We start from the raw sequence: 20,683 nt of genomic DNA, 5'->3' as shown, positions 1-20,683 counted from the left end.
GACGGCGCGGGATTCGAACGTCTTCGAGGAAAGCCCCGATGTATCGACGCCGCCGAGCGTCACTTCCGCCGTGCGATAGCCCTCGGTGCCGTTGGGCCGCACCCGCCACTGCGTCACGCCGGCGGCAATCTCCGTCAGCAGCCTGTCGGAAAAATCGGCCAGCCGCTCCGGCCCTCTGGTAGTATCCGCGATGATCCGCGCCAGCCGCTTCGGAACCAGACCGGAAAGTGCGGTGGCCATCTCCTGCTTGGGATGATCGCGGCGCAATCGCTTCAATTCTGCCAGCACATCGATGCCCGGCGCCATGTCGATGACAATCTCCTCGCCGTCGCGCCAGTAGGAAGAGATCTGCAGGATCGCCGGACCGCTCAGCCCGCGATGGGTGAACAGCAGCGCCTCGTCGAAACGCGCCTTGCCGCAGCTGACCACGGCATCGAGCGCGACGCCCGACATCTCCCTGAATTGCGCCAGCAGCGCCGCGTCGAAGGTCAGCGGCACCAGCGCCGCGCGCGGCGGCACGATCTTCAGGCCGAACTGCTCGGCGATCCTGTAGCCGAAGCCGCTCGATCCCATTTTCGGAATCGAGGGGCCGCCGGTCGCGACCACCAGCGCCCGGCCGCGAAACTCCCCCTGATCGGTCACCACGACGAAATCGTCGCCGGTTTTCGAGATCGCTGAAATGCGCACGCCCAGCCGCAATTGCGCGCCGCCCTTGCGGCATTCCGCCAGCAGCATGTCGATGATCTGCCGCGACGAGCCGTCGCAGAACAATTGCCCGCGCGTCTTCTCGTGAAAGGCGATGCCGTAGCGCTCGACCAGCGCGATGAAATCGTGCTGGGTATAGCCGCTCAGCGCCGAATGGCAGAACCGCGGATTGTCGGACAGGAAATTCGCCGGCGTGGTGTGCAGGTTGGTGAAATTGCAGCGACCGCCGCCGGAGATGCGGATCTTTTCGCCCGGCTGCCGCGCCTGCTCCAGCACCAGCACCGAACGGCCGCGCTGGCCGGCGACGCCGGCGCACATCAGGCCGGCGGCGCCGGCGCCGAGGATGATGACGTCGTTGACGGCCAGGCTCTTGCTTTTCAGGGAAGCTGGCAAGCCCTGGGTCATTCGACCAGCAGCACGTCGACCGCCACCGCGAGCTTCTGCTTGCGCGAGCCCACGATGATGCCGTCGACCGGCGAGACATCGGAAAAATCGCGCCCCACCGCCAGCACGATGTGATCGTTCTCGACCAGGATATCGTTGGTCGGGTCGAAACCGATCCAGCCGAGTTCCTCGCCGCACCACAGCGCGACCCAGGCGTGGGTCGCGTCGGCGCCCTGCAGGCGCGGCTGTCCCGGCGGCGGAATGGTGCGCAGATAGCCCGAGACATAGGCCGCCGGCAGGCCGAGGCCGCGCAACCCTGCGATCATCACATGGGCGAAATCCTGGCAGACGCCGTGACGCTTCTCGAACACTTCCTTCAGCGGCGTCGAGATCACGGTGGCCTTCGGGTCGTATTTGAATCCGGTGCGGATCCGGTGCATCAGATCGACCGCGCCGGCGAGGATTCCGCCGCCCCTCGGAAAGCTCTGCGCCGCATAGGCCGTCACCGGCTGCTGCACCGGCACCAGCGGACTGGCAAAGATATATCCGATCGGCGATTCCGGGCCGAGGCTGGTGGCCTCGAAGGCCACTTCGCGAACGCTCTCCCATTCCGGACTGGGCGCGGCGCGGCCGGGGGCCTTTCGGGAGACCGACACCCGCGACCTCGAATCGATGCGCAGGCTGCGATGCGAGGTTTCGATCACGATGCTCTCGGTGTGGGTCCCGAAAAAATCGTGCCGCACGGCGCGGTCCGCCGGCTTCGGACGGATCTCGACGGTATGCGAGACCAGTTGCTGCCCGTCGCCGCTCCTGGGCTCCAGCCGCAGCGAGCAGCGCGAGTAGCTCACCGGGCTTTCATAGGAATAGCTGGTGACGTGACGGATGTCGTAGATCACGCGAGGCCCGTCAGCTTTTCAGGCCGGCTGGCATTGGGCCCGTGCGGAAAATAGTGCGACCCGATGGCATCGGCCAGCGTCAGCAGATCCTGTTCCAGCGCAAACAAAGTCTTGGTGTCGAGGGAAGCCGCCTCCGCCGTCGTCAGCATCGCCTGCAGCGCCACCGCGAGGCGCTGCGGCCGTTCGATCAATCCTCCCTCTTTCAGGGTCGGCAGGCTGGCGATGTGGTCGTTCAGCGCGGCGACCTGGAACGCCACCGAACGGGGATTATAGGGGTCGAGCACCACGAGGTCGCGCACCGGCGGCAGCAAGGGCCCGACGAGGTAACGCGAGCGATAGGTGATCTGGCAGTCGACCAGCGTCAGCAGGATGTCGAGATCCTCGCTGCCGGCCTCGTCAAAGGCGAACTGGCGGGCGATACGCACGGTGTTGATGGCGCGCTCGGCGCGGCGGCCCATTTCGAGAAATCGCCAGCCGGCGGCGCGGTTCATGTTTTCCTGCACGAGGCCGGCGAAGCTCGCGAGTTCCTGCAGCGTCAGTTCGGCGGCGATCATCATGCCGTCGTCGTCTTCGACCTCCTGCGCCAGCCGCTCGGACATTTCTGTGATGACCTGCCAGGCGTCCGGCGACAGCCGCTCACGCAGCGACGTCGCGGTTCGCTGCGCCGAACGCACCAGCGACAAGGCCGAGCCGAACTTTGCCTCGCTCTGCAGCGCCTCGGCCACGACCTTGGCAGGCTGCGACCGCGAGGTCTGCGAGGCCGCGCCCCAGATCACCAGCAGACGCTGCACCCGCTCGATCGCCGGCAGCACGGTCGGAGAACCCTTGCCGGCATCGCGTTGCATGCCGAGCGCCCGCAGCAGCCGCAGCGTCGCCTCGGCGCGCTCCAGATAGCGGCCGAGCCAGAATAGATTGTCGGCAGCGCGGCTGGGCACCACGCCGGCAATGCGCCGGATCCGCACGGTGTCGACCCCCGGCAGCAGGGTCGCGGTCGAAACCGTCTTGTCGGACACCACCCAGACGTCCGCCGCCCGGGCGCCGTCGCCCATCGAGACCGCGCGCGCATCGGGCTGATCGGCGATCCGGCAAAAGCCACCCGGCATGATGGTCCAGCCATCGGCCGTTGCCGCCGCGAACACGCGCAGCACGAAAGGGCGCGGCGTGATGTGGCCGTTGTCCCACACCGGCGTGGTCGACAGCCGAACCAGTTCCTGGCCGACATAATCGATACCGCGATCCGAGATCGCAGTCTTGAGCCGCTCGCGGTCGCTGGCCGACAGCTCGGCAGCGAGGATGGGTCCCCTGCCGAAGCCGGGAACGCCCCTACCATAGGCGCCCTCGATGGCAAATTCGTCGAGCCGCGACAGCACTTCCTCGCGCGCGGCCTTCTGGCCGCACCACCAGGTCGCGATATGCGGCATCTTCAGATCTTCGCCGAGAAAGCGCCGGCTCAGACTGGGCAGGAAGCCCAGCAGCGCCCTCGCCTCCATCACGCCGGAGCCCGGCATGTTGGCGACCACGACGCCGTTCTTGCGGATGACGTCAATCAGGCCGGGCACACCGAGTTGGGAGTTGGCATCGAGCTCCAGCGGATCGAGCGAATTGGAATCGACCCGGCGCAACAGCACGTCGAGCCGCTTCAGACCGGCCACGGTGCGGATATGGATGCGGTCGCCGCTGACGGCGAGATCGTCGCCCTCGACCAGCAGGAAGCCGAGATAGCGTGCCAGCGTGGCGTGCTCGAAATAGGTTTCGCTGAAGGTGCCCGGCGTCAGCAACCCGATGCGCGGCTCATCGCGGTCGGCGCTGGCGCGAAGGCTGTCGCGGAACGCCTCGAAGAACGACGCCACGCGCTCGACGTTCATGGATTTGTACAGCGAGGTAAAGGCGCGCGACAGCACCAGCCGGTTTTCCAGCGCGTAGCCCGCGCCCGATGGCGCCTGGGTACGGTCGCCCAGCACCCACCAGCGCCCGTCCGGCCCGCGCCCGACATCCGCGGCATAGATGCTGAGATAACGGCCGCCGGGCGGTTTGACGCCGCACACCGAGCGCAGATATTCGGTGCTGCCGGCAATGGCGGCCGCGGGTATCGCCCCCTCGGCTACCAGGCGGCCCTCGCCGTAGAGATCGCCCAGCACCAGCTCCAGCAATTCTGCGCGCTGCACGATACCGGATGACAATTGCTGCCAGTCGGCCTCGTCGATCAGGAGCGGCAGGTGGCTCAACGGCCACTGCCGGTCGGCGATCTCGCCAGGCGCGCGGTAGGTCACGCCGGCTTCCCGCAAATGCCGGTCGGCCGAGCCGAAACGCCGTTCGATATCGGCGGAGCTCAGGCTCGCGAAAGCATCGAAGAATCGGGTCCAGACCGCGCGCGGCGCACCATCCTGGCCGATATATTCATCGGGAATGCCGGGCAGCCGCACATAGTCGCGCACCCACTGGGCCACGCGCCGGTTGCCCGGACGGGCCCTGGCGCCGGCCCGACCGGCCGTCCCACCGCTTTCCTGGCCGTCGTGTCCCGCCATCCCCGACTCTCCCGCCTACAAAGCCCATTCTCAATGCAGGAGCGGCGTCCTCAAGTCGAGGGTCAAGGGGAACTCAATTGTGCGTTCTTCGCGGGGCGGATCGATCTTGCCGGGGGTATGGCCATGATCCTGGAACCGGGCCAGCCGGCGGGCTTCGGCCTCGTAGGAATTGACCGGTTTGGTGTCGTAGGTGCGGCCACCGGGGTGGGCGACGTGGTAGACGCAGCCGCCCAGCGAGCGGCCGTTCCAGGTATCGATCAAGTCGAAGGTCAGCGGCGCGTGAACCGGGATGGTCGGGTGCAGGCCCGAATGCGGCTGCCAGGCCTTGAAGCGGACGCCCGCGACGGCCTCCCCGGCGCGTCCGGTTTCGGTCATCGGCATCCGCCGGCCGTTACAAGTGACGACGTGGCGTCCCTCGACAAAGCCTGTAGCCTTGATCTGCAGCCGTTCCACCGATGAATCGACGTAGCGGACAGTGCCGCCGGCCGACCCCTCTTCGCCGAGCACGTGCCAGGGTTCCAGCGCCTGCCGTACCTCAAGCGCGACCCCGCCATGGTGGACCCGGCCGAACACGGGAAAGCGGAACTCGAGCTGCGCCGCATACCAGTCCGGCGAAAATTCGTAGCCGGATTGCTGCAGTTCGGCGAGCACGCCGAGAAAATCCTCCCAGAGAAAATGCGGCAGCATGAAGCGATCATGCAGCGCGGTGCCCCAGCGCACGAACTTGCCCTGCTGCGGTTCGCGCCAAAGTTTTGCGATCAGGGCGCGGATCAGCAATTGCTGCGCCAGCGACATGCGCGGATCGGGCGGCATCTCCAGCGCGCGGAATTCGACCAGCCCGAGCCGCCCGGTGGCCCCGTCGGGCGAGTAGAGCTTGTCGATGCAGATTTCGGCGCGGTGGGTATTGCCGGTTATATCGACCAGGATGTGCCGGAACAGGCGGTCGACAAGCCACAACGGCGCCTCGACGCCGGGCGGCGGCACGTGCGACAGCGCGATCTCTAGCTCGTAAAGCCCGTCATGTCGGGCCTCGTCGATGCGCGGCGCCTGGCTGGTCGGGCCGATGAACATGCCGGAGAACAAGTAGGACAGCGACGGATGCCGCTGCCAGTACAGAACGAGGCTCTTCAGCAGGTCCGGACGGCGCAGGAACGGCGAGTCCGCGGGCGTTGAGCCGCCGACCACCACATGATTGCCGCCGCCAGTGCCGGTGTGGCGGCCGTCGACCAGGTACTTGTTGGCGCCGAGCCTCGTCTGCGCGGCATCCTCGTAAAGCCCGAAGGTGATATTGACGGCCTCGCGCCAGTTTTGCGCCGGCTGGATGTTGATCTCGATCACGCCGGGATCAGGCGTCACCTTTATCACCTCGACGCGCGGGTCGAATGGCGGCGGATAGCCCTCGACATGGACCTGCATCTGCATCTCTTCAGCGGTCGCCTCCACCGCCGTCACCAGTTCGAGATAATCCTCCAGTTTTTCCACCGGCGGCATGAACGCGCACAAGATGCCGTCACGGGTTTCGATCGACATCGCGGTGCGCACGCCGCCGCCCTTGAGCCGCTGCTCCTGCACCTCCTGATGCGGCGCGGCCTCGGCCGACGAAGCCCCGTCATAGACCGGCAATTCCTCGCGCGGCTCCAGCGGATCCTGCTCGACGACATAGGGATATTCGTCCGCCTCGATATGCGGCAAGGACGCGATCGGCAGCCGCAAACCCAACGGCGAATCGCCCGGCGTCAGGAACAGGTTGCCGCGGCGCAGTTTCCAGCGCTCGCTTTTCCAGCGCGAGGATTTTGGGGTTTCGGCATTCCAGCGCTGGATCGGCAGCACAAAACCCTTGGGAACGTTCAACCCCTGGTCGAACACCCGCGCCATGCGCGAGCGCTCTTCCGGATCGGACAGTTTGGAATCGGAAGGATCGACATTGGGCGGCAGGCCGGCTTCCTTTTGCAGCCAGTGCGAAGGATCCTCGAATGCCGGTAGAATGTATTCCGAGGCGACCCCGAGCTTTTCGGCGGTGGCTTCCGCAAAACGTTCGGCGTCGTTGATATCGGCTTTGCGCGGCTTCTCGATGGTGGCGATCAGATCCGGATTTTTCCAGATCGGCACGCCGTCCTTACGCCAATATAATCCGAACGCCCAGCGCGGCAGGCTTTCGCCGGGATACCATTTGCCCTGCCCGTAATGCAAAAGGCCGCCCGGCGCGAAGCGGGTACGCAGTCTGCGGATCAGGTCGTCTGCCAAGCCGCGCTTGGTCGGACCAACCGCGGAAATGTTCCACTCGGGCGATTCCAGATCGTCGACCGAGACAAAGGTCGGCTCGCCGCCCATGGTCAGGCGCACGTCGCCCGCCTCAAGATCGGCATCGACCTTTTCTCCCAGCGCGTCGAGCCGCGCCCAGGATTCGTCGGAAAACGGCCGGGTGATCCGCGGCGCCTCGCGGATCCGCTTGACGTTCATCTCGAAGCCGAATTCGACGTTGGCAAATCCAACCGCGCCCGAGATCGGCGCCGCCGAGCGGTAATGCGGCGTGGCCGCAACTGGGATGTGTCCCTCGCCGGTCAGCATGCCCGAAGTGACGTCGAACCCGATCCATCCCGCGCCCGGCAGGTAAACTTCGGCCCAGGCGTGCAAATCGGTAAAATCGTTCTCGACCTCGCGTGGCCCCTCGACCGGATCGATGTCGGGACGCAACTGGATGAGATAGCCGGAGACGAAGCGGGCGGCGAGCCCGAGATGGCGCATCGTCTGGATCAACAGCCAGGCCGAATCGCGGCAGGATCCCGCGCCCGATTCCAGCGTCTGTTCAGGGGTCTGGATGCCCGGCTCCATCCGGATGATATAGCGGACCTGGTCGCGCAGCTTGGCATTGAGGTCGACCAGGAAATTGACCGTGCTCGGCGCCTCGCGCGGAATACCCGCGAGGTATTTTGCAAACAGCGGCCCGGGTTCCATCGTCGCGAGATAGGGCGCGAGTTCGGTCTTGAGGTCGTCGGTGTACTGAAACGGAAAACTGTCGGCATAGGGCTCGACGAAGAAGTCGAACGGGTTAATCACGGTCATCTGCGCCGTGAAATCGACCTCGATCTTGAACTCGCTGGCTTTCTCGGGGAAGACGAAGCGGGCCAGCCAGTTGCCTTGCGGATCCTGCTGCCAGTTCACGAAGTGATTGGCTGGCGTGACCTTGAGCGAATAGCTCAGGATCGGCGTGCGGGTATGCGGCGCCGGGCGCAGCCGGATGGTTTGCGGGCCGAGGTCGATCGGTCGGTCGTATTTGTAGTGCGTGACGTGATGTAGTGCGACGAAGATCGACAAAGTCTGTGTGCTCCAGCAGCTTTTTTGAGCAGAACACTGGTTCCGGCATGGATCAAGCACTAACAACGGGCAGCGATTGCCTAGGATAGGTGCTCGAGTTCCGCTCTGGACCCTCCCCCCATCGTTGCGAGGGGCGCTTGCGACGAAGCAATCCAGCTTTCTTTGCGGAAGGAAGCTGGGTTGCTTCGCTTCGCTCGACGTTGCCGCCGTCCGCGACCCCGACCTACATAGTCGCCCCGAGCACCCAAGGCGCGAACTCGGCGCCGCCGAAATCAAAGCTCTCACTCTTGGTCGGCTTGCCCGAGGCGGTCTCCAGCATCAGCTCGAAGATGCGCTGTCCGCATTGCTGTACCGTTTCCTCGCCGTCGAGGATGGTGCCGCAATTGACGTCCATGTCGTCTTCCATGCGCTTGTACATCGCCGAATTGGTGGCGAGCTTGATCGACGGCGCGGGCTTGCAGCCGAACACGCTGCCTCGGCCGGTGGTGAAGCAGACGAGGTTGGCACCGCCGGCGACCTGTCCGGTCGCCGCGACCGGGTCGTAGCCCGGCGTGTCCATGAAGACAAATCCCTTTTTCGTCACCGCTTCGGCGTAGTTCAGGACATCGACCAGATTGGTGCTGCCGGCCTTGGCCATCGCACCCAGTGACTTCTCCAGGATGGTGGTGAGGCCGCCGGCCTTGTTGCCGGGGCTGGGATTGGCGTTCATCTCGGCGCCTTCCCGCGCCGTATATTCCTCCCACCAGCGCATCAGCGCCACCAGCTTTTCGCCGACCTCGCGGCTGACCGCGCGGCGGGTCAACAGATGTTCGGCGCCGTAGGTCTCGGGCGTCTCCGACAGGATCACGGTGCCGCCGTGACGAACCAGCAGGTCGCTCGCGGCTCCCAGCGCCGGATTGGCGGAGACGCCGGAATAACCGTCAGAGCCGCCGCATTGCAGCGCCACCGTCAACTCGCTGGCCGACACCTTCTCGCGCCTGACATTGTTGGCATCGGTTAGCGCCTCGCGCACGAAGCCGACACTGGCCTCGACGGTCTTGCGGGTTCCGCCGACTTCCTGGATGTCCATCGCGCGCAATCGTCCTGCGAGCTTCTGTTCTTCCATCAGCCCGCCGATCTGGTTGACCTCGCAGCCCAGCCCGAGCACGATCACCGCGGAGAAATTCGCATGCCGCGCGTAGCCGCCGAGGGTGCGCCGGAGCAGGCGCAGCGGCTCGTCCTGGGTCATGCCGCAGCCGGTCTTGTGGGTCAGCGCGACCACGCCGTCGACGTTGGGAAAATCGGCCAGCGGGTTGTCGCCGGTGAAGGGATTCTTCTTGAAGATATCCGCCACCATGCCCGCGACATGCGCGCTGCAGTTCACCGAGGTGAGGATGCCGATGTAATTGCGGGTGGCGACGCGGCCGTCGGGACGGCGGATGCCGTCGAACGTCGCCGGCAGATCGAAATTGGGCGTGGGCGTGACGTCGACACCGAAAGCATAGTCCTTGGAAAAGTCGCCCATGCCGCAATTCTGGGTGTGGACATGCTGTCCCGGTGCGATCGGAATTGTCGCAAAGCCGATGATCTGGCCGTAGCGCCGGATTGGCTCACCCATGGCGATCGGCCTGATCGCCACCTTGTGGCCCGCCGGAATCCGCTCGACCGTAGTCACGCCATCGGCCACCACCATGCCGGGCGGCAGGCTGGAGCGCGCGATCAGCACCCCATCGTCGGGATGCAGTCGGATGACGGGGGCTGCGGCCATGGGACGTCTCCTGAGTGAAGAGGGCGAATGGTGAGTGGCGAATAGCGAATGGCAAAATTTCTATTCGCCACTCTCTATTCGCCATTCGCGCGTCTGCCTACGCCTTGCCGCCGGAATCCTTGCGGGTCTGGTTCACCTGCATCCTGGCATAGGTCGCCATCAGGCCGCTTTCGTTCGACAGCGTCACGAGCTTGAAGCCCATGTTGATGGCGCGTGCAGCACCCTCGGCGCCGGAGCAGTGGATGCCCGGATAGAGATTGCGCTTGCCGCATTCCTTGATGATCTTCTCGTAGATCTTGAGGATTTCCGGCTCGTCGCGGTCGAGCTTCGGCACGAGGCCATAGGAGAAGCCGAGATCGGAAGGACCGATATAGACACCGTTGATGCCCTCGACATCGAGGATCGATTCCATGTTCTCGACCGCGGTCTTGGTCTCCATCATCGGCAGCAGCACGATCTCGTCATTGGCGGTCTGCTGATAGGCGCCGGCCGAGCCGTACATGCCGGAGCGGATCGGGCCGTTGGAGCGGGTGCCCTTCGGCGGGTATTTCGAATACTGGACAAGGGCTTCGGCTTCCTGCCGGGTGTTGATCATAGGGCAGATCACGCCATAGGCGCCGCCGTCGAGCACCTTGCCGATGATGCCCGGCTCGTTCCACGGAACGCGGACCATCGGCGTCACCGGATGGCCGTTCATGGCCTGGAAGCACTGCACCATCGACTGGTAGTCCTGCACGCCGTGCTGCATATCGACGGTGACGCTGTCGAAGCCGCATTGCGCGATCACCTCGGCGGAGAAGCCCGACGGAATCGCCAGCCAGGCATTGACCACGGCTTTGCCCGAGGCCCAGACTTTCTTGACGTTATTGGTTGTCACTTGGTTTTCCTTCCTGTTGCCGAAAATTCACTCGTCAGTGCGTGCGCAGCGAAGCGATCCATTGCGAAAAGAAAGACTGGATTGCTTCTTCCTATGCTCCTCGCAATGGCGGCCTGGAATCAGGCTGTTGCCCTCTGGATGCTGACTTCGCTGACGCCGACCTCGCGGGCGGTATTGACGATCGCGGCCCAGGTATCATCGGGCAGCGGCACCCCGTTTTTGGTGCGATCAGCGCGTGTCCTCCGCTCGGTATCCCCGGGGATCAGCACGGCATCGCCGCCGGCCACCGGCTTGGTCGCCCGGATGAAGTCGCTGTAGCGCGAGATTTCGCCGTCGAAGAAATTGCTGGTGTCGATCACCTTCGGGTCGACATAGAACGCCAGCATCCCGTTTGCGAAGCGCCGGTCTCCCGACGTCGCGCCCGTGCCGGTCAAGGCCCCGCCAAGCAGTTCGCAGATGAAAGCGAGACCCGACCCCTTGTGCTCGCCGAAGGCGCGGATCGCGCCCGAGCCTTTGGTGTGATCGCGCGGACCCTCCGCGGTATGGGGGCCGTACAGCACCGCCGGATCCTCGCTCAAGGTGCCGTCGGCGTCGATCAGCGCGCCCGTGGGCAACTTCTTGCCGCCGCGGCTCGCCACCAGCACCTTGCCCTCGGCGACGATCGAGGTGGCAAAATCCAGCACGATCGGATCCTGGCCGATGCGCGGGATACCGACGCAATAAGGTGCCGTCGACAGCCGCTTTTCGACGCCGCCGTAGGGAGCCACCAGCAGTGAGCCGGCGGCGTTGACGAAGTGGATCGAGACCAGCCCCTCGGCCGCCGCCATTTCCGCCCAGTCGCCGACCCGGCCGATATGCCCGGCATTGCGCAGCGCCACCGCGGACAGTCCCGCCTTCTTGCATTTCTCGATGCCGATCCGCACCGCCTGCGGCGTCACGGTCTGCCCGTAGCCGAACTTGCCGTCGACCACCGCCAGCGACGGCGTATCGACCACGACCTCGGCGGTCTGGTTCGGCACCACCGAACCCATCTTCTTCCAGCGGACATAGACCGGGACCCGGATCACGCCGTGGCTGTCATGGCCGGTGAGGTTGGCCGTCGTCAGGTAGGTCGCGATGCGCTTCGCCTCTTCGGGCGAGGATTCGGAATGGGCGAAAACTTCGGCAACGAAGTTGATGAGATTCTGGACCTGGATGGTGACCATATGCGGATTTTCAACCTGTCCTTGGTTCGGCGCCGCAGCGGCGGCCTGCTCCCGCGCCGGTTTTCATGACCAGCTTGGTGGCCACTTTGAGCGAAAAACCGCGGGCGTGTCTATGGCTTCGGCCGGCATCGGGGCACGATTGCAGGAATTTCCCTCGCCGCTATGCGTCGCGCCGGTAGCATCATGCAAATTTGTGCTTACTGATCCGCTTCCGCGCCGCCTTCTTCCGCCACCCCTTCCATCGCGGCAAGGCTGCGCTCCAGCACGCCGAGCATGTCCTGCAATTCGGCCAACTTGCGGGCGCCGTAGCGCCGGGCGATGGCCGCGTAGATGGCTTCCGACGACGGCGCCACCGCCTCCATCAGCTTCAAGCCCCTCGCCGAGATCGACAGCACACTGCGGCGCTGGTCGGCCTTCACCACACGGCGCTCGATCAGGTCCCGCGCTTCCAGGTCCCGCAGGATGCGGGACAGGCTCGGCCCGAGCAGAAAAGCCGTCCGTGCCAGTTCGGTGACTTCGATGGTCTCGACATCGGCCAGCGCGCGCAGAATGCGCCACTGCTGTTCCGTCAACCCGTGATGCCTGAGCGAGGGCCGGAACTGCCGCATCACGGCCTCGCGCGCCCGCAGCAGCGACATCGGCAGCGACCGCGAGAAGTCGCGCATCGGCACCTGCCGCGCGGCACCGCTCGCCTGGCCGGGACCAGAGCCTCTGGCCGATTTCCTTCGCGCCATGGTCGTTCGGATGCCCCAGGAATTTGCGCTGCAGCAAATCGCAATTCGGTTTGCCCCGAACCATTTAACATGTTAATCATTTGCCGGCATCCTCTTTTTCGCCGGTACCGCATGGCTCTTTCCGCAGACGAAATCCGCAGCGCCGCCGACCGGCTGCACCGGGCGGAAAAATCCCGCCAGCAGATCCGGCAACTGTCGCTGGATCATCCCGGCATCACGCTCGACGACGCCTATGCGATCCAGCAGGCGTGGGTCGCGATCAAGGTCGCCGAGGGCCGCGTCGTCAAAGGCCACAAGATCGGGCTGACTTCGAAGGCGATGCAGAGCGCGCTCAATATCGACGAGCCGGATTCCGGCATCCTGCTCGACGACATGTTCTTTGCCGATGGCGGTCTGGTGCCCTCGGATCGTTTTATCGGCACGCGGGTCGAAGCCGAACTCGCCTTCATCATGAAGCAGCGGCTTTCAGGCCCGGGTTGCACGATGTTCGACGTGCTCAACGCCACCGATTTTGTCGTCCCCGCCCTGGAAATCCTCGACACCCGGATCGAGCGGGTCGACGCTGTCACGAAATCGACGCGAAAGATTTTCGACACCATCGCCGACAACGCCGCCAATGCCGGGATCGTGCTCGGCGGCCGGCCGCTGCGCCCCGGGGATGCCGACCTGCGCTGGATCGGCGCCCTGTGCTACCGCAACGGCCAGCTGGAAGAGACCGGTCTTGCCGCCGGTGTGCTCAATCATCCCGCCACCAGCGTGGCCTGGCTTGCCAACAAGATCGCCGCCAATGGACTGGCGCTCGAGGCCGGACAGGTGGTGCTGGCGGGATCGTTCATCCGGCCGATCGAAACCCGCAAGGGCGACACGATCCAGGCCGATTATGGTCCTTGGGGCACCGTGGGCTGTTGCTTCGCTTGAATCGTCGGCAGAATCGTTGGAGTGACAGGACATGCCGCATTTCACCATCGAATATTCCGCCAATCTCGACGCCCGCGTCGAGATGGCCGAGATCGTCGAACTGGTCCGCAAGTCTGCGGTGGAAACCGGGATCTTCCCGCTCGGGGGCATTCGCGTTCGCGCCGTGAAATGCGCGCACTACGCGATCGCCGACGGCAATCCGCAGCACGGCTTTCTCGCCATGGTGCTGCGGCTCGGCGAGGGCCGCGATCTCGCGGCGCGCAAAAAGGCCGGCGAGCATATTTTCCGTGCGCTGTCCGACCATCTCGATCCGGTGTTTACGGAGAGCAAATTCGCGTTGTCGTTCGACATGCAGATCAACGACAGGGAAACCAGCTGGAAACGCAACAACATCCACGACGCCCTGAAAGTGGAGACTGTAAGTGGATAAGGTCACGCCGAAAGACGTGTTTTCCGCCAATTGCGAGCGCGCGGCCCCGCTGCTGAAGCAGTTGCGGACCGACGGCATCGGTCACATGATCGGCGGCAAGATAGAACCGTCAGTCTCGGGCGACAGCTTCGAAACCAGGTCACCGATCGATGGCGCGGTGCTGGCGACGGTGGCGCGCGGTGGTGCTGACGATATCGATCGCGCCGCGAAGGCGGCAGCATCGGCCTTCAAGGCCTGGCGCGACATGCCGGCGGCGATGCGGAAGAAATTGCTGCACCGGGTGGCCGACGCCATCGAGGACCGCGCCGACGATATCGCCGTGCTGGAATGCGTCGACACCGGCCAGGCCCACCGCTTCATGGCCAAGGCGGCGATCCGGGCCGCGGAAAACTTCCGCTTCTTCGCCGATCGATGCGCCGAGGCGCGCGACGGCCTCAATACGCCCAGCGAAGAGCACTGGAACATCTCGACGCGGGTGCCGATCGGCCCGGTCGGCGTCATCACGCCGTGGAATACGCCGTTCATGCTGTCGACCTGGAAGATTGCGCCGGCGCTGGCCGCCGGCTGCACGGTGGTGCACAAGCCCGCGGAATGGTCGCCGGTCACGGCCGACCTGCTGGCGAAACTCGTCAAGCAGGCAGGCCTTCCCGACGGCGTGCTCAACACCGTGCACGGCATCGGCGAGGAAGCCGGCAAGGCGCTGACCGAGCATCCCGCCATCAAGGCGATCGGCTTCGTTGGCGAAAGCTCGACCGGTTCGGCGATTATGGCGCAGGGCGCCCCGACCTTGAAGCGGGTGCATTTCGAACTCGGCGGCAAGAACCCGGTGATCGTGTTCGACGACGCCGACCTCGACCGCGCGCTCGATGCCGTGGTGTTCATGATCTACTCGCTGAATGGCGAGCGCTGCACCTCGTCGAGCCGGCTCCTGATCCAGCAGGGCATCGCGGACAAATTCATCGAAAAACTGACCGCGCGGGTAAAGACGCTGAACGTCGGCCACCCGCTCGATCCCGCGACCGAGATCGGGCCGCTGATCCACGAACGGCACCTTGCCAAAGTCTGCTCCTATTTCGACGTGGCGCGGAAGGACGGGGCGGTGATCGCGGTCGGCGGCAAGGCGCATGACGGTCCCGGCGGCGGACATTACGTCCAGCCCACACTGGTCACCGGCGCACAAGCCAACATGCGCGTCGCGCAGGAGGAAGTGTTCGGCCCGATCCTGACCGTGATTCCGTTCCGCGACGAGGCCGAGGCGATCGAAATCGCCAACGGCGTGCAGTATGGCCTGACCGGCTACGTCTGGACCGGCGACATGGGCCGCGCGCTGCGCGTCGCCGACGCGCTGGAGGCCGGCATGATCTGGCTCAACTCGGAAAACGTCCGCCATCTGCCGACCCCGTTCGGCGGCATGAAATCGTCCGGCATCGGCCGCGACGGCGGTGACTATTCGTTCGACTTCTACATGGAAACCAAGCACGTCTCGCTGGCGCGGGGCACCCACAAGATCCAGAAGCTGGGGATTTAGCCTCGCCGTTCCGGGGCGCGAAGCGAACCCGGAGCCTCGAGATTCCGGGGTCGCGCCTTCGGCGCGCTCCGGAATGACGATATCAACAAGGACCTCACATGCCCGTCCCTACCCACACCTTCGATCCCCCCTTCAACATCATCCGCTCCAGCCACGTCGTGCTCGACGTCACCGACCTCAAGGCATCCAGGGAGTTCTACGAAACCACCGTCGGACTGCATGTCGAGGATCACGGCGACCAGGCCGTGTACCTGCGCGGCAGCGAGGAGCATCAGCATCACTCGCTGGTGCTGCGCCAGGCGGCGACGGCGGCGTGCAACCGGCTCGGGTTCAAGGTCGGCAACGAAGGCGATCTCGACAAGGCCGCGGCGTTCTTTTCCGGGGCCGGCGTGACCTACGCCTTCACCGAGCAGCCGTTCCAGGGCCGCACCCTGCACTTCACCGATCCGTTCGGCTTTCAGATCGAACTCTATGCCGCAATGGACAAGCGGCCTCACCTGCTGCGCCGCTATGATCTCTACAAGGGGTGCCATCCGCAGCGGCTCGACCACTTCAATGTTTTCGCCGCCGAAGTGCAGGACACCGTGGATTTCTATGCGCGGCTCGGCTTTCGGCTGACCGAATATGGCGAGGAAGACGGGCCGCACGGCCGCATCGCCGCGGCGTGGATGCACCGCAAGGGCAATGTGCATGATTTCGCCATCACCAACGGCAAGGGTCCTCGGCTGCATCATTTCGCCTATTGGGTGCCGACCGCGATGAACATACTGCATTTGTGCGACGTGATGGCTTCCAGCGGGTACCTGAAGAACATCGAGCGCGGCCCCGGCCGCCACGGTATTTCCAATGCCTTCTTCCTCTATGTCCGCGATCCCGATGGTCACCGGCTGGAGCTCTATACCAGCGACTACTTTACCGGAGATCACGACCACGAGCCGCTGCGCTGGTCGCTGAAGGATCCGCGCCGGCAAACATTGTGGGGCGCGCCGGCGCCGCGCTCCTGGTTCGAACAGGGCTCGCCCTTTGTCGGCCAGGCCGTGCGCGAACCGCTGTTCGTCGCCGACGTCACCATTGCAGACTAGGTCCGGAAACAAGATGACCCCTCCCCGCCTTTCCACCTATTCCATCGACGGTGCGACCCGATACGGCGCGGTCCTCGACGGCGGCATCGTCGATCTCTCGGCTCGCTTTGCAAAGGAATACCCGACGCTGCGCGAGGTCATCGCGGCGGGCGCCTTGCCAAGACTGGCGGCAGAGGCCGCGCGCCATCAGCCGGATCATGCGCTGGATGCCATCACCTGGCTGCCGCCGATCCCCGCGCCGGAAAAGATCATCTGCATCGGCGTGAACTACCCGGACCGCAACGCCGAGTACAAGGACGGCCAGGACGCTCCGAAATATCCCAGCATGTTCATGCGCACGCCGCGCTCCTTCGTCGGGCACGAAACGCCGCTGGTGCGGCCCCGCGCTTCGGCGCAGCTCGATTACGAGGGCGAACTGGTTCTGGTCATCGGCAAGGCCGGAAGGCACATTCCGGAGAACACCGCGCTGGATCACATCGCCGCCATCACGCTGTGCAACGAAGGCACCATTCGCGACTGGGTCCGGCACGCCAAGTTCAATGTCACGCAGGGCAAGAATTTCGATTCCACCGGCAGCCTCGGCCCATGGCTGGTGCCCTACACCGATGAAGCGCAGATTGCCGATATCCGGCTGACCACGCGGGTCAATGGCGAGACGCGGCAGGATGACCGCACCGGCCGGCTGATCTTCGGCTTTCGCTATCTGATCAATTATATCTCCACCTTCACCACGCTGACGGCAGGCGACGTCATCGTGACGGGGACGCCGACCGGCGCCGGCGCACGGTTCGATCCGCCGCGTTATCTTGCGCCCGGCGACGTGGTCGAGGTCGAGGCTGACGGTATCGGGACCTTGCGCAACGGCGTCATCGACGAGGCATGATGGGCTTTTATTCGAGCGATTGGACAGGACAATGACAGTGAGTTCCGGCGGCGAAGCGATCGTCAGCGGCCTGGTCGCGCATGGGGTCGATACCGTGTTCGGCCTGCCCGGCGCGCAGATCTACGGGTTGTTCGACGGCTTTCATCAGGCACAGTTGAAGGTGATCGGCGCGCGACACGAGCAGGCCTGCGGCTACATGGCCTTCGGCTATGCGCGTTCGAGCGGCCGGCCCGGCGTGTTCAGCGTGGTGCCCGGTCCCGGCGTGCTCAACGCAAGTGCCGCGTTGCTCACTGCACTCGGATGCAATGAACCGGTGCTGTGCCTCACCGGACAGGTGCCCACCAACTTCCTCGGCAAGGGCCGCGGCCATCTGCACGAGATGCCGGACCAACTGGCGACGCTGCGCACCTTCGTCAAATGGGCCGACCGCATCGAATATCCCGACGCCGCGCCTGCGATGGTATCGCGCGCCTTCCAGGAGATGCTGTCGGGGCGCCGGGGGCCGGCATCGCTGGAAATGCCATGGGACGTGTTTACGCAGCGGGCGGAAACCGGGCCGGCAAGAGTGTTCGATCCGTTCCCGGCGCCGCTGCCCGATCCCGACCGGATCAAGGCCGCAGCCACGCTGATAGCCGGCAGCAAGACGCCGATGATTTTCGTCGGCAGCGGAGCGATTGACGCGTGCGACGAGATCCTCGAACTGGCCGAACTGATCGACGCGCCGGTGGTGGCGTTCCGCAGCGGCCGCGGCATCGTCTCCAACGCCCATGAACTCGGGCTGACGATGGCAGCGGCTTACAGGCTGTGGCCGAAGACCGACCTGATGATCGGAATCGGCTCCCGCATGGAATTGCCGGCCTCGACCTTCCGATGGCCGTTTCAGCCCGAGGGCCTGAAGTCCATTCGCATCGATATCGATCCGTCGGAAATGCGCCGCCTGACGCCGAATGCCGCCGTCGTCGCGGACGCGCAGGCCGGCACGCGCGAACTGCTCGCGGCGGTACGGAAGATTGGCTACAGCAAAACCAGCGGCCGCCGCGCCGCGATCCGCGACGCCTCGGCGGCGGCGCTGAAGGATATCCAGTCGGTGCAGCCGCAGATGGCCTACCTGAACATCCTGCGCGAGGTGCTGCCGCAAAACGCCATCGTCACCGACGAACTGTCGCAGGTCGGCTTTGCCTCCTGGTACGGATTTCCGGTCTACCAGCCGCGCACCTTCATCACGTCGGGCTACCAGGGCACGCTCGGCTCGGGCTTTCCGACCGCACTCGGCGCCAAGGTGGCGAATCCCGACCGGCCGGTGGTCGCGATCACGGGTGACGGCGGCTTCATGTTCGGCGTGCAGGAACTGGCGACCGCGGTGCAGTTCAACATCGGCGTGGTGACGCTGGTGTTCAACAACAACGCCTATGGCAATGTGCGGCGCGACCAGCGCGAGCGTTTCGATGGCCGTGTGGTGGCGTCCGACCTGGTCAATCCGGACTTCGTCAAACTCGCGGAATCCTTCGGGGTCGGTGCGGCGCGCGTGACGTCACCGGATCATTTTCGCGCCGCGCTGGAAAAAGCGCTGGCGCATGGCGGGCCCTATCTGATCGACATCGAGGTGCCCCGGGATTCCGAGGTCACGCCGTGGACGTTCATTCACCCGGCGAAGCCCTGAATTCGTCATTCCGGGGCGATGCGAAGCATCGAACCCGGAATCTCGAGATTCCGGGTTCGCGCTAACGCACGCCCCGGAATGACGGGAGAGAGACTAAACTCTCCGCGCCATCATCCCCTGCTGCGTCCGCAACGCCGCGATCGCCAGCAGGCCGGCACCGGCGACCGCCCAGCACGCCACCGGGGCCCAATGCAGCAGCGGGGCGTATTCCGGCAGCTTCTGCAGGCCGCCCGCGACCGCCGCCATCCGCGCGAAGGTCGCCAGCGCCAGCGCCGAAAACACCAGTCCTACCACCTTGCCTTCGGCGCCGCTGTCGCCGATCGCCAGCGCGGCCGCGACCGCGCTCATCAGCATGCAACCCCACGCCGCGCCCGCGACGAATTGCGCGGCGATCAGCATGTTCAGATCCCCGGCAAACTCAGCGCCGATCACCGCCAGCGCGCCCAGCAGGCCGGCGGCGCCCATCACGATCAAGCCACCGCGATGCTTCACGATCACGCTGGCGGGAAACATCGCGATGTTGAAACCGATCCAGAACACCGGCATCAGCCATTGCAGATCGTCCGGTTTTGCGAAGCGCAGAAAGAACGGCGTGCTGTTGATGCTGAAATGCAGCTGATAGCCCAGCGAGAGCAGGACCATCGAGGCAATGAAGAACATCGGGATCTGGCCGAGCGGTTTGGCCGGCGCGGCCGGCTTCACCGGCGCGGCAGATTGCTGCGCCAGACCGCGCTCGACCTTCGAGAGCGCCAGCGCGGTGATCAGCAGCACCACGCCTGAAATCACGAAGGGAATCCGGGCGTCTTGATTGCGCAGCAGGACGCCGAGATAGGGCGACACCGCGCCAGCCACACCGTAGCCGAGCATCGCCAGCGCCGACAGGAACGGGATCGCGGGCTTCGCGGCGTATTTGCCCAGCAGCGTGAGCGGCGGAGCACGCAGCGCCGACGAGGTGACCACCCAGATCACAATCAGCACGATGAACCAGACCTGGGCGCCCGGACCGGTGCCGGCCACATAAGGCATTGCGATGAAGGCGGCGCAGGAGATCACGGTTGTTATGCCCACGAACACGCCGAGCCGGCCGACGAAGGGCGCGACCTTGTCGGCGGCGATGCCCATCGCGGTATCGGTGATGGTGAAGATCGCCTGGTCCAGCATCAGGATGAGGATGACGGCGGACGGCGCGATCCCGACCTGCGCGCAGAGTTTCGGGAGATAGATCACATAGAGGGTCCAGCCCAGCGTGAACGCCAGTTGCAGGACAGCGAAATAGGCGCCGGTGCGGTTGCCTGCGCCTGCGTCGGTCGATGCTTTGGTGTCGCTCATGATTGCCTCTCCCCAGCGGGGCAAGCATAGACCGGCGAACGCCTGAGGGGAACCGGACGCGCGTTAGGGCTGTCAGGACTTCATGCGACCTCTCAGCGAGTCGTCCCTGCGAACGCAGGGACCCATCCACCGTGGCCTGGCGTTAGGGCATCGGGGCAGAGACCTTCTGTCACAACTGAAGCCGGGGATTATGGGTCCCTGCGTTCGCAGGGACGACTCGTTTGAGCGGCACGCAAAACTGGAGAAGTCACCGCGCCTTGCGGAACGTCAGGTTGATGCGCTGGCGGCCCAGCAACGCATGCTCGCCGTCGGCGAGCGGGGCTATGCCGTGGAAGAACAGCCGCGACGGCCCTCCCCAAACCACGATGTCGCCGTGATCGAGCCGAAACCGGCGCGGTTTGTCGCTGCGCTGCAGGCCGCCGAACAGGAAGATCGCTGGCAGGCCCAGCGAGACCGAGACGATCG

Annotated in this window: 16 protein-coding genes; 6 read left to right on the top strand and 10 right to left on the bottom strand. The window is 65.1% G+C overall.

Annotated features, from left to right (window positions below):
* From Q8R73_RS13725 to hpaR, 8 genes are all read right to left on the bottom strand, one after another.
* A partial coding sequence (locus Q8R73_RS13725) for an NAD(P)/FAD-dependent oxidoreductase (protein WP_305720091.1) occupies positions 1-1,110 on the bottom strand: 1,110 nt, incomplete at its 3' end.
* Entirely contained in the window at positions 1,107-1,985 is an 879-nt protein-coding gene (locus Q8R73_RS13720; protein WP_305720090.1) for a transglutaminase family protein, read from the bottom strand. The genes Q8R73_RS13720 and Q8R73_RS13725, both read right to left, overlap by 4 nt.
* A complete protein-coding gene (locus Q8R73_RS13715) occupies positions 1,982-4,510 on the bottom strand; it encodes a circularly permuted type 2 ATP-grasp protein (protein ID WP_305720089.1) in 2,529 nt (842 codons plus the stop codon). Before Q8R73_RS13715 ends, Q8R73_RS13720 begins: the two co-directional genes overlap by 4 nt.
* 30 nt (positions 4,511-4,540) lie before the next feature.
* Positions 4,541-7,825 carry a DUF2126 domain-containing protein gene (locus Q8R73_RS13710; protein ID WP_305720088.1) on the bottom strand — a complete coding sequence of 1,095 codons (3,285 nt, stop codon included), beginning with the start codon at positions 7,823-7,825 and terminating at the stop codon, positions 4,541-4,543.
* A gap of 223 nt (positions 7,826-8,048) precedes the next feature.
* Positions 8,049-9,572 (bottom strand): UxaA family hydrolase, encoded by a 1,524-nt coding sequence (locus Q8R73_RS13705; RefSeq protein ID WP_305720087.1) that lies wholly within the window; start codon positions 9,570-9,572, stop codon positions 8,049-8,051.
* Positions 9,573-9,669: 97 nt separating this feature from the next.
* The gene (locus tag Q8R73_RS13700) at positions 9,670-10,449 is read right to left on the bottom strand and encodes an HpcH/HpaI aldolase/citrate lyase family protein (RefSeq protein WP_305720086.1); all 780 of its coding nucleotides are present in this window, start codon (positions 10,447-10,449) and stop codon (positions 9,670-9,672) included.
* 119 nt (positions 10,450-10,568) lie between these two features.
* Positions 10,569-11,654 (bottom strand): malate/lactate/ureidoglycolate dehydrogenase, encoded by a 1,086-nt coding sequence (locus Q8R73_RS13695; RefSeq protein ID WP_305720085.1) that lies wholly within the window; start codon positions 11,652-11,654, stop codon positions 10,569-10,571.
* Positions 11,655-11,851: 197 nt separating this feature from the next.
* Positions 11,852-12,388, bottom strand: a complete 537-nt coding sequence (gene hpaR, locus Q8R73_RS13690) for a homoprotocatechuate degradation operon regulator HpaR (protein WP_305720084.1) — start codon at positions 12,386-12,388, stop codon at positions 11,852-11,854.
* A gap of 111 nt (positions 12,389-12,499) precedes the next feature.
* Between hpaR and hpaH the strand changes: the two genes are divergently transcribed.
* From hpaH to Q8R73_RS13660, 6 genes are all read left to right on the top strand, one after another.
* Positions 12,500-13,306 carry a 2-oxo-hept-4-ene-1,7-dioate hydratase gene (gene hpaH, locus Q8R73_RS13685; RefSeq protein WP_305720083.1) on the top strand — a complete coding sequence of 269 codons (807 nt, stop codon included), beginning with the start codon at positions 12,500-12,502 and terminating at the stop codon, positions 13,304-13,306.
* A gap of 31 nt (positions 13,307-13,337) precedes the next feature.
* Positions 13,338-13,736, top strand: a complete 399-nt coding sequence (locus Q8R73_RS13680) for a 5-carboxymethyl-2-hydroxymuconate Delta-isomerase (protein WP_305720082.1) — start codon at positions 13,338-13,340, stop codon at positions 13,734-13,736.
* A complete protein-coding gene (gene hpaE / locus Q8R73_RS13675) occupies positions 13,729-15,264 on the top strand; it encodes a 5-carboxymethyl-2-hydroxymuconate semialdehyde dehydrogenase (protein WP_305720081.1) in 1,536 nt (511 codons plus the stop codon). The genes Q8R73_RS13680 and hpaE overlap by 8 nt, the downstream gene beginning before the upstream one ends.
* A gap of 98 nt (positions 15,265-15,362) precedes the next feature.
* Positions 15,363-16,346, top strand: coding sequence for a 3,4-dihydroxyphenylacetate 2,3-dioxygenase (hpaD, locus tag Q8R73_RS13670; RefSeq protein ID WP_305720080.1), 984 nt, complete (start codon positions 15,363-15,365; stop codon positions 16,344-16,346).
* A gap of 13 nt (positions 16,347-16,359) precedes the next feature.
* Positions 16,360-17,229: a fumarylacetoacetate hydrolase family protein gene (locus Q8R73_RS13665; protein WP_305720079.1), complete on the top strand. Its 870-nt coding sequence runs from the start codon at positions 16,360-16,362 to the stop codon at positions 17,227-17,229.
* A gap of 31 nt (positions 17,230-17,260) precedes the next feature.
* Complete coding sequence (locus tag Q8R73_RS13660; RefSeq protein WP_305720078.1) at positions 17,261-18,889, top strand: thiamine pyrophosphate-dependent enzyme; 1,629 nt, start codon at positions 17,261-17,263, stop codon at positions 18,887-18,889.
* A gap of 93 nt (positions 18,890-18,982) precedes the next feature.
* On the opposite strand, the gene Q8R73_RS13655 is transcribed toward Q8R73_RS13660, so the two are convergent.
* Together Q8R73_RS13655 and Q8R73_RS13650 are read right to left on the bottom strand one after the other, a co-directional pair.
* Entirely contained in the window at positions 18,983-20,218 is a 1,236-nt protein-coding gene (locus Q8R73_RS13655) for an MFS transporter (protein ID WP_305720077.1), read from the bottom strand.
* A 247-nt stretch (positions 20,219-20,465) separates the two neighbouring features.
* A partial coding sequence (locus Q8R73_RS13650; RefSeq protein WP_305720076.1) for an alpha-ketoglutarate-dependent dioxygenase AlkB occupies positions 20,466-20,683 on the bottom strand: 218 nt, incomplete at its 5' end.

This window comes from Bradyrhizobium sp. (genome assembly GCF_030697065.1).
Lineage (GTDB): Bacteria > Pseudomonadota > Alphaproteobacteria > Rhizobiales > Xanthobacteraceae > Bradyrhizobium.
This window is presented reverse-complemented; position numbering and strand designations above follow the sequence as displayed.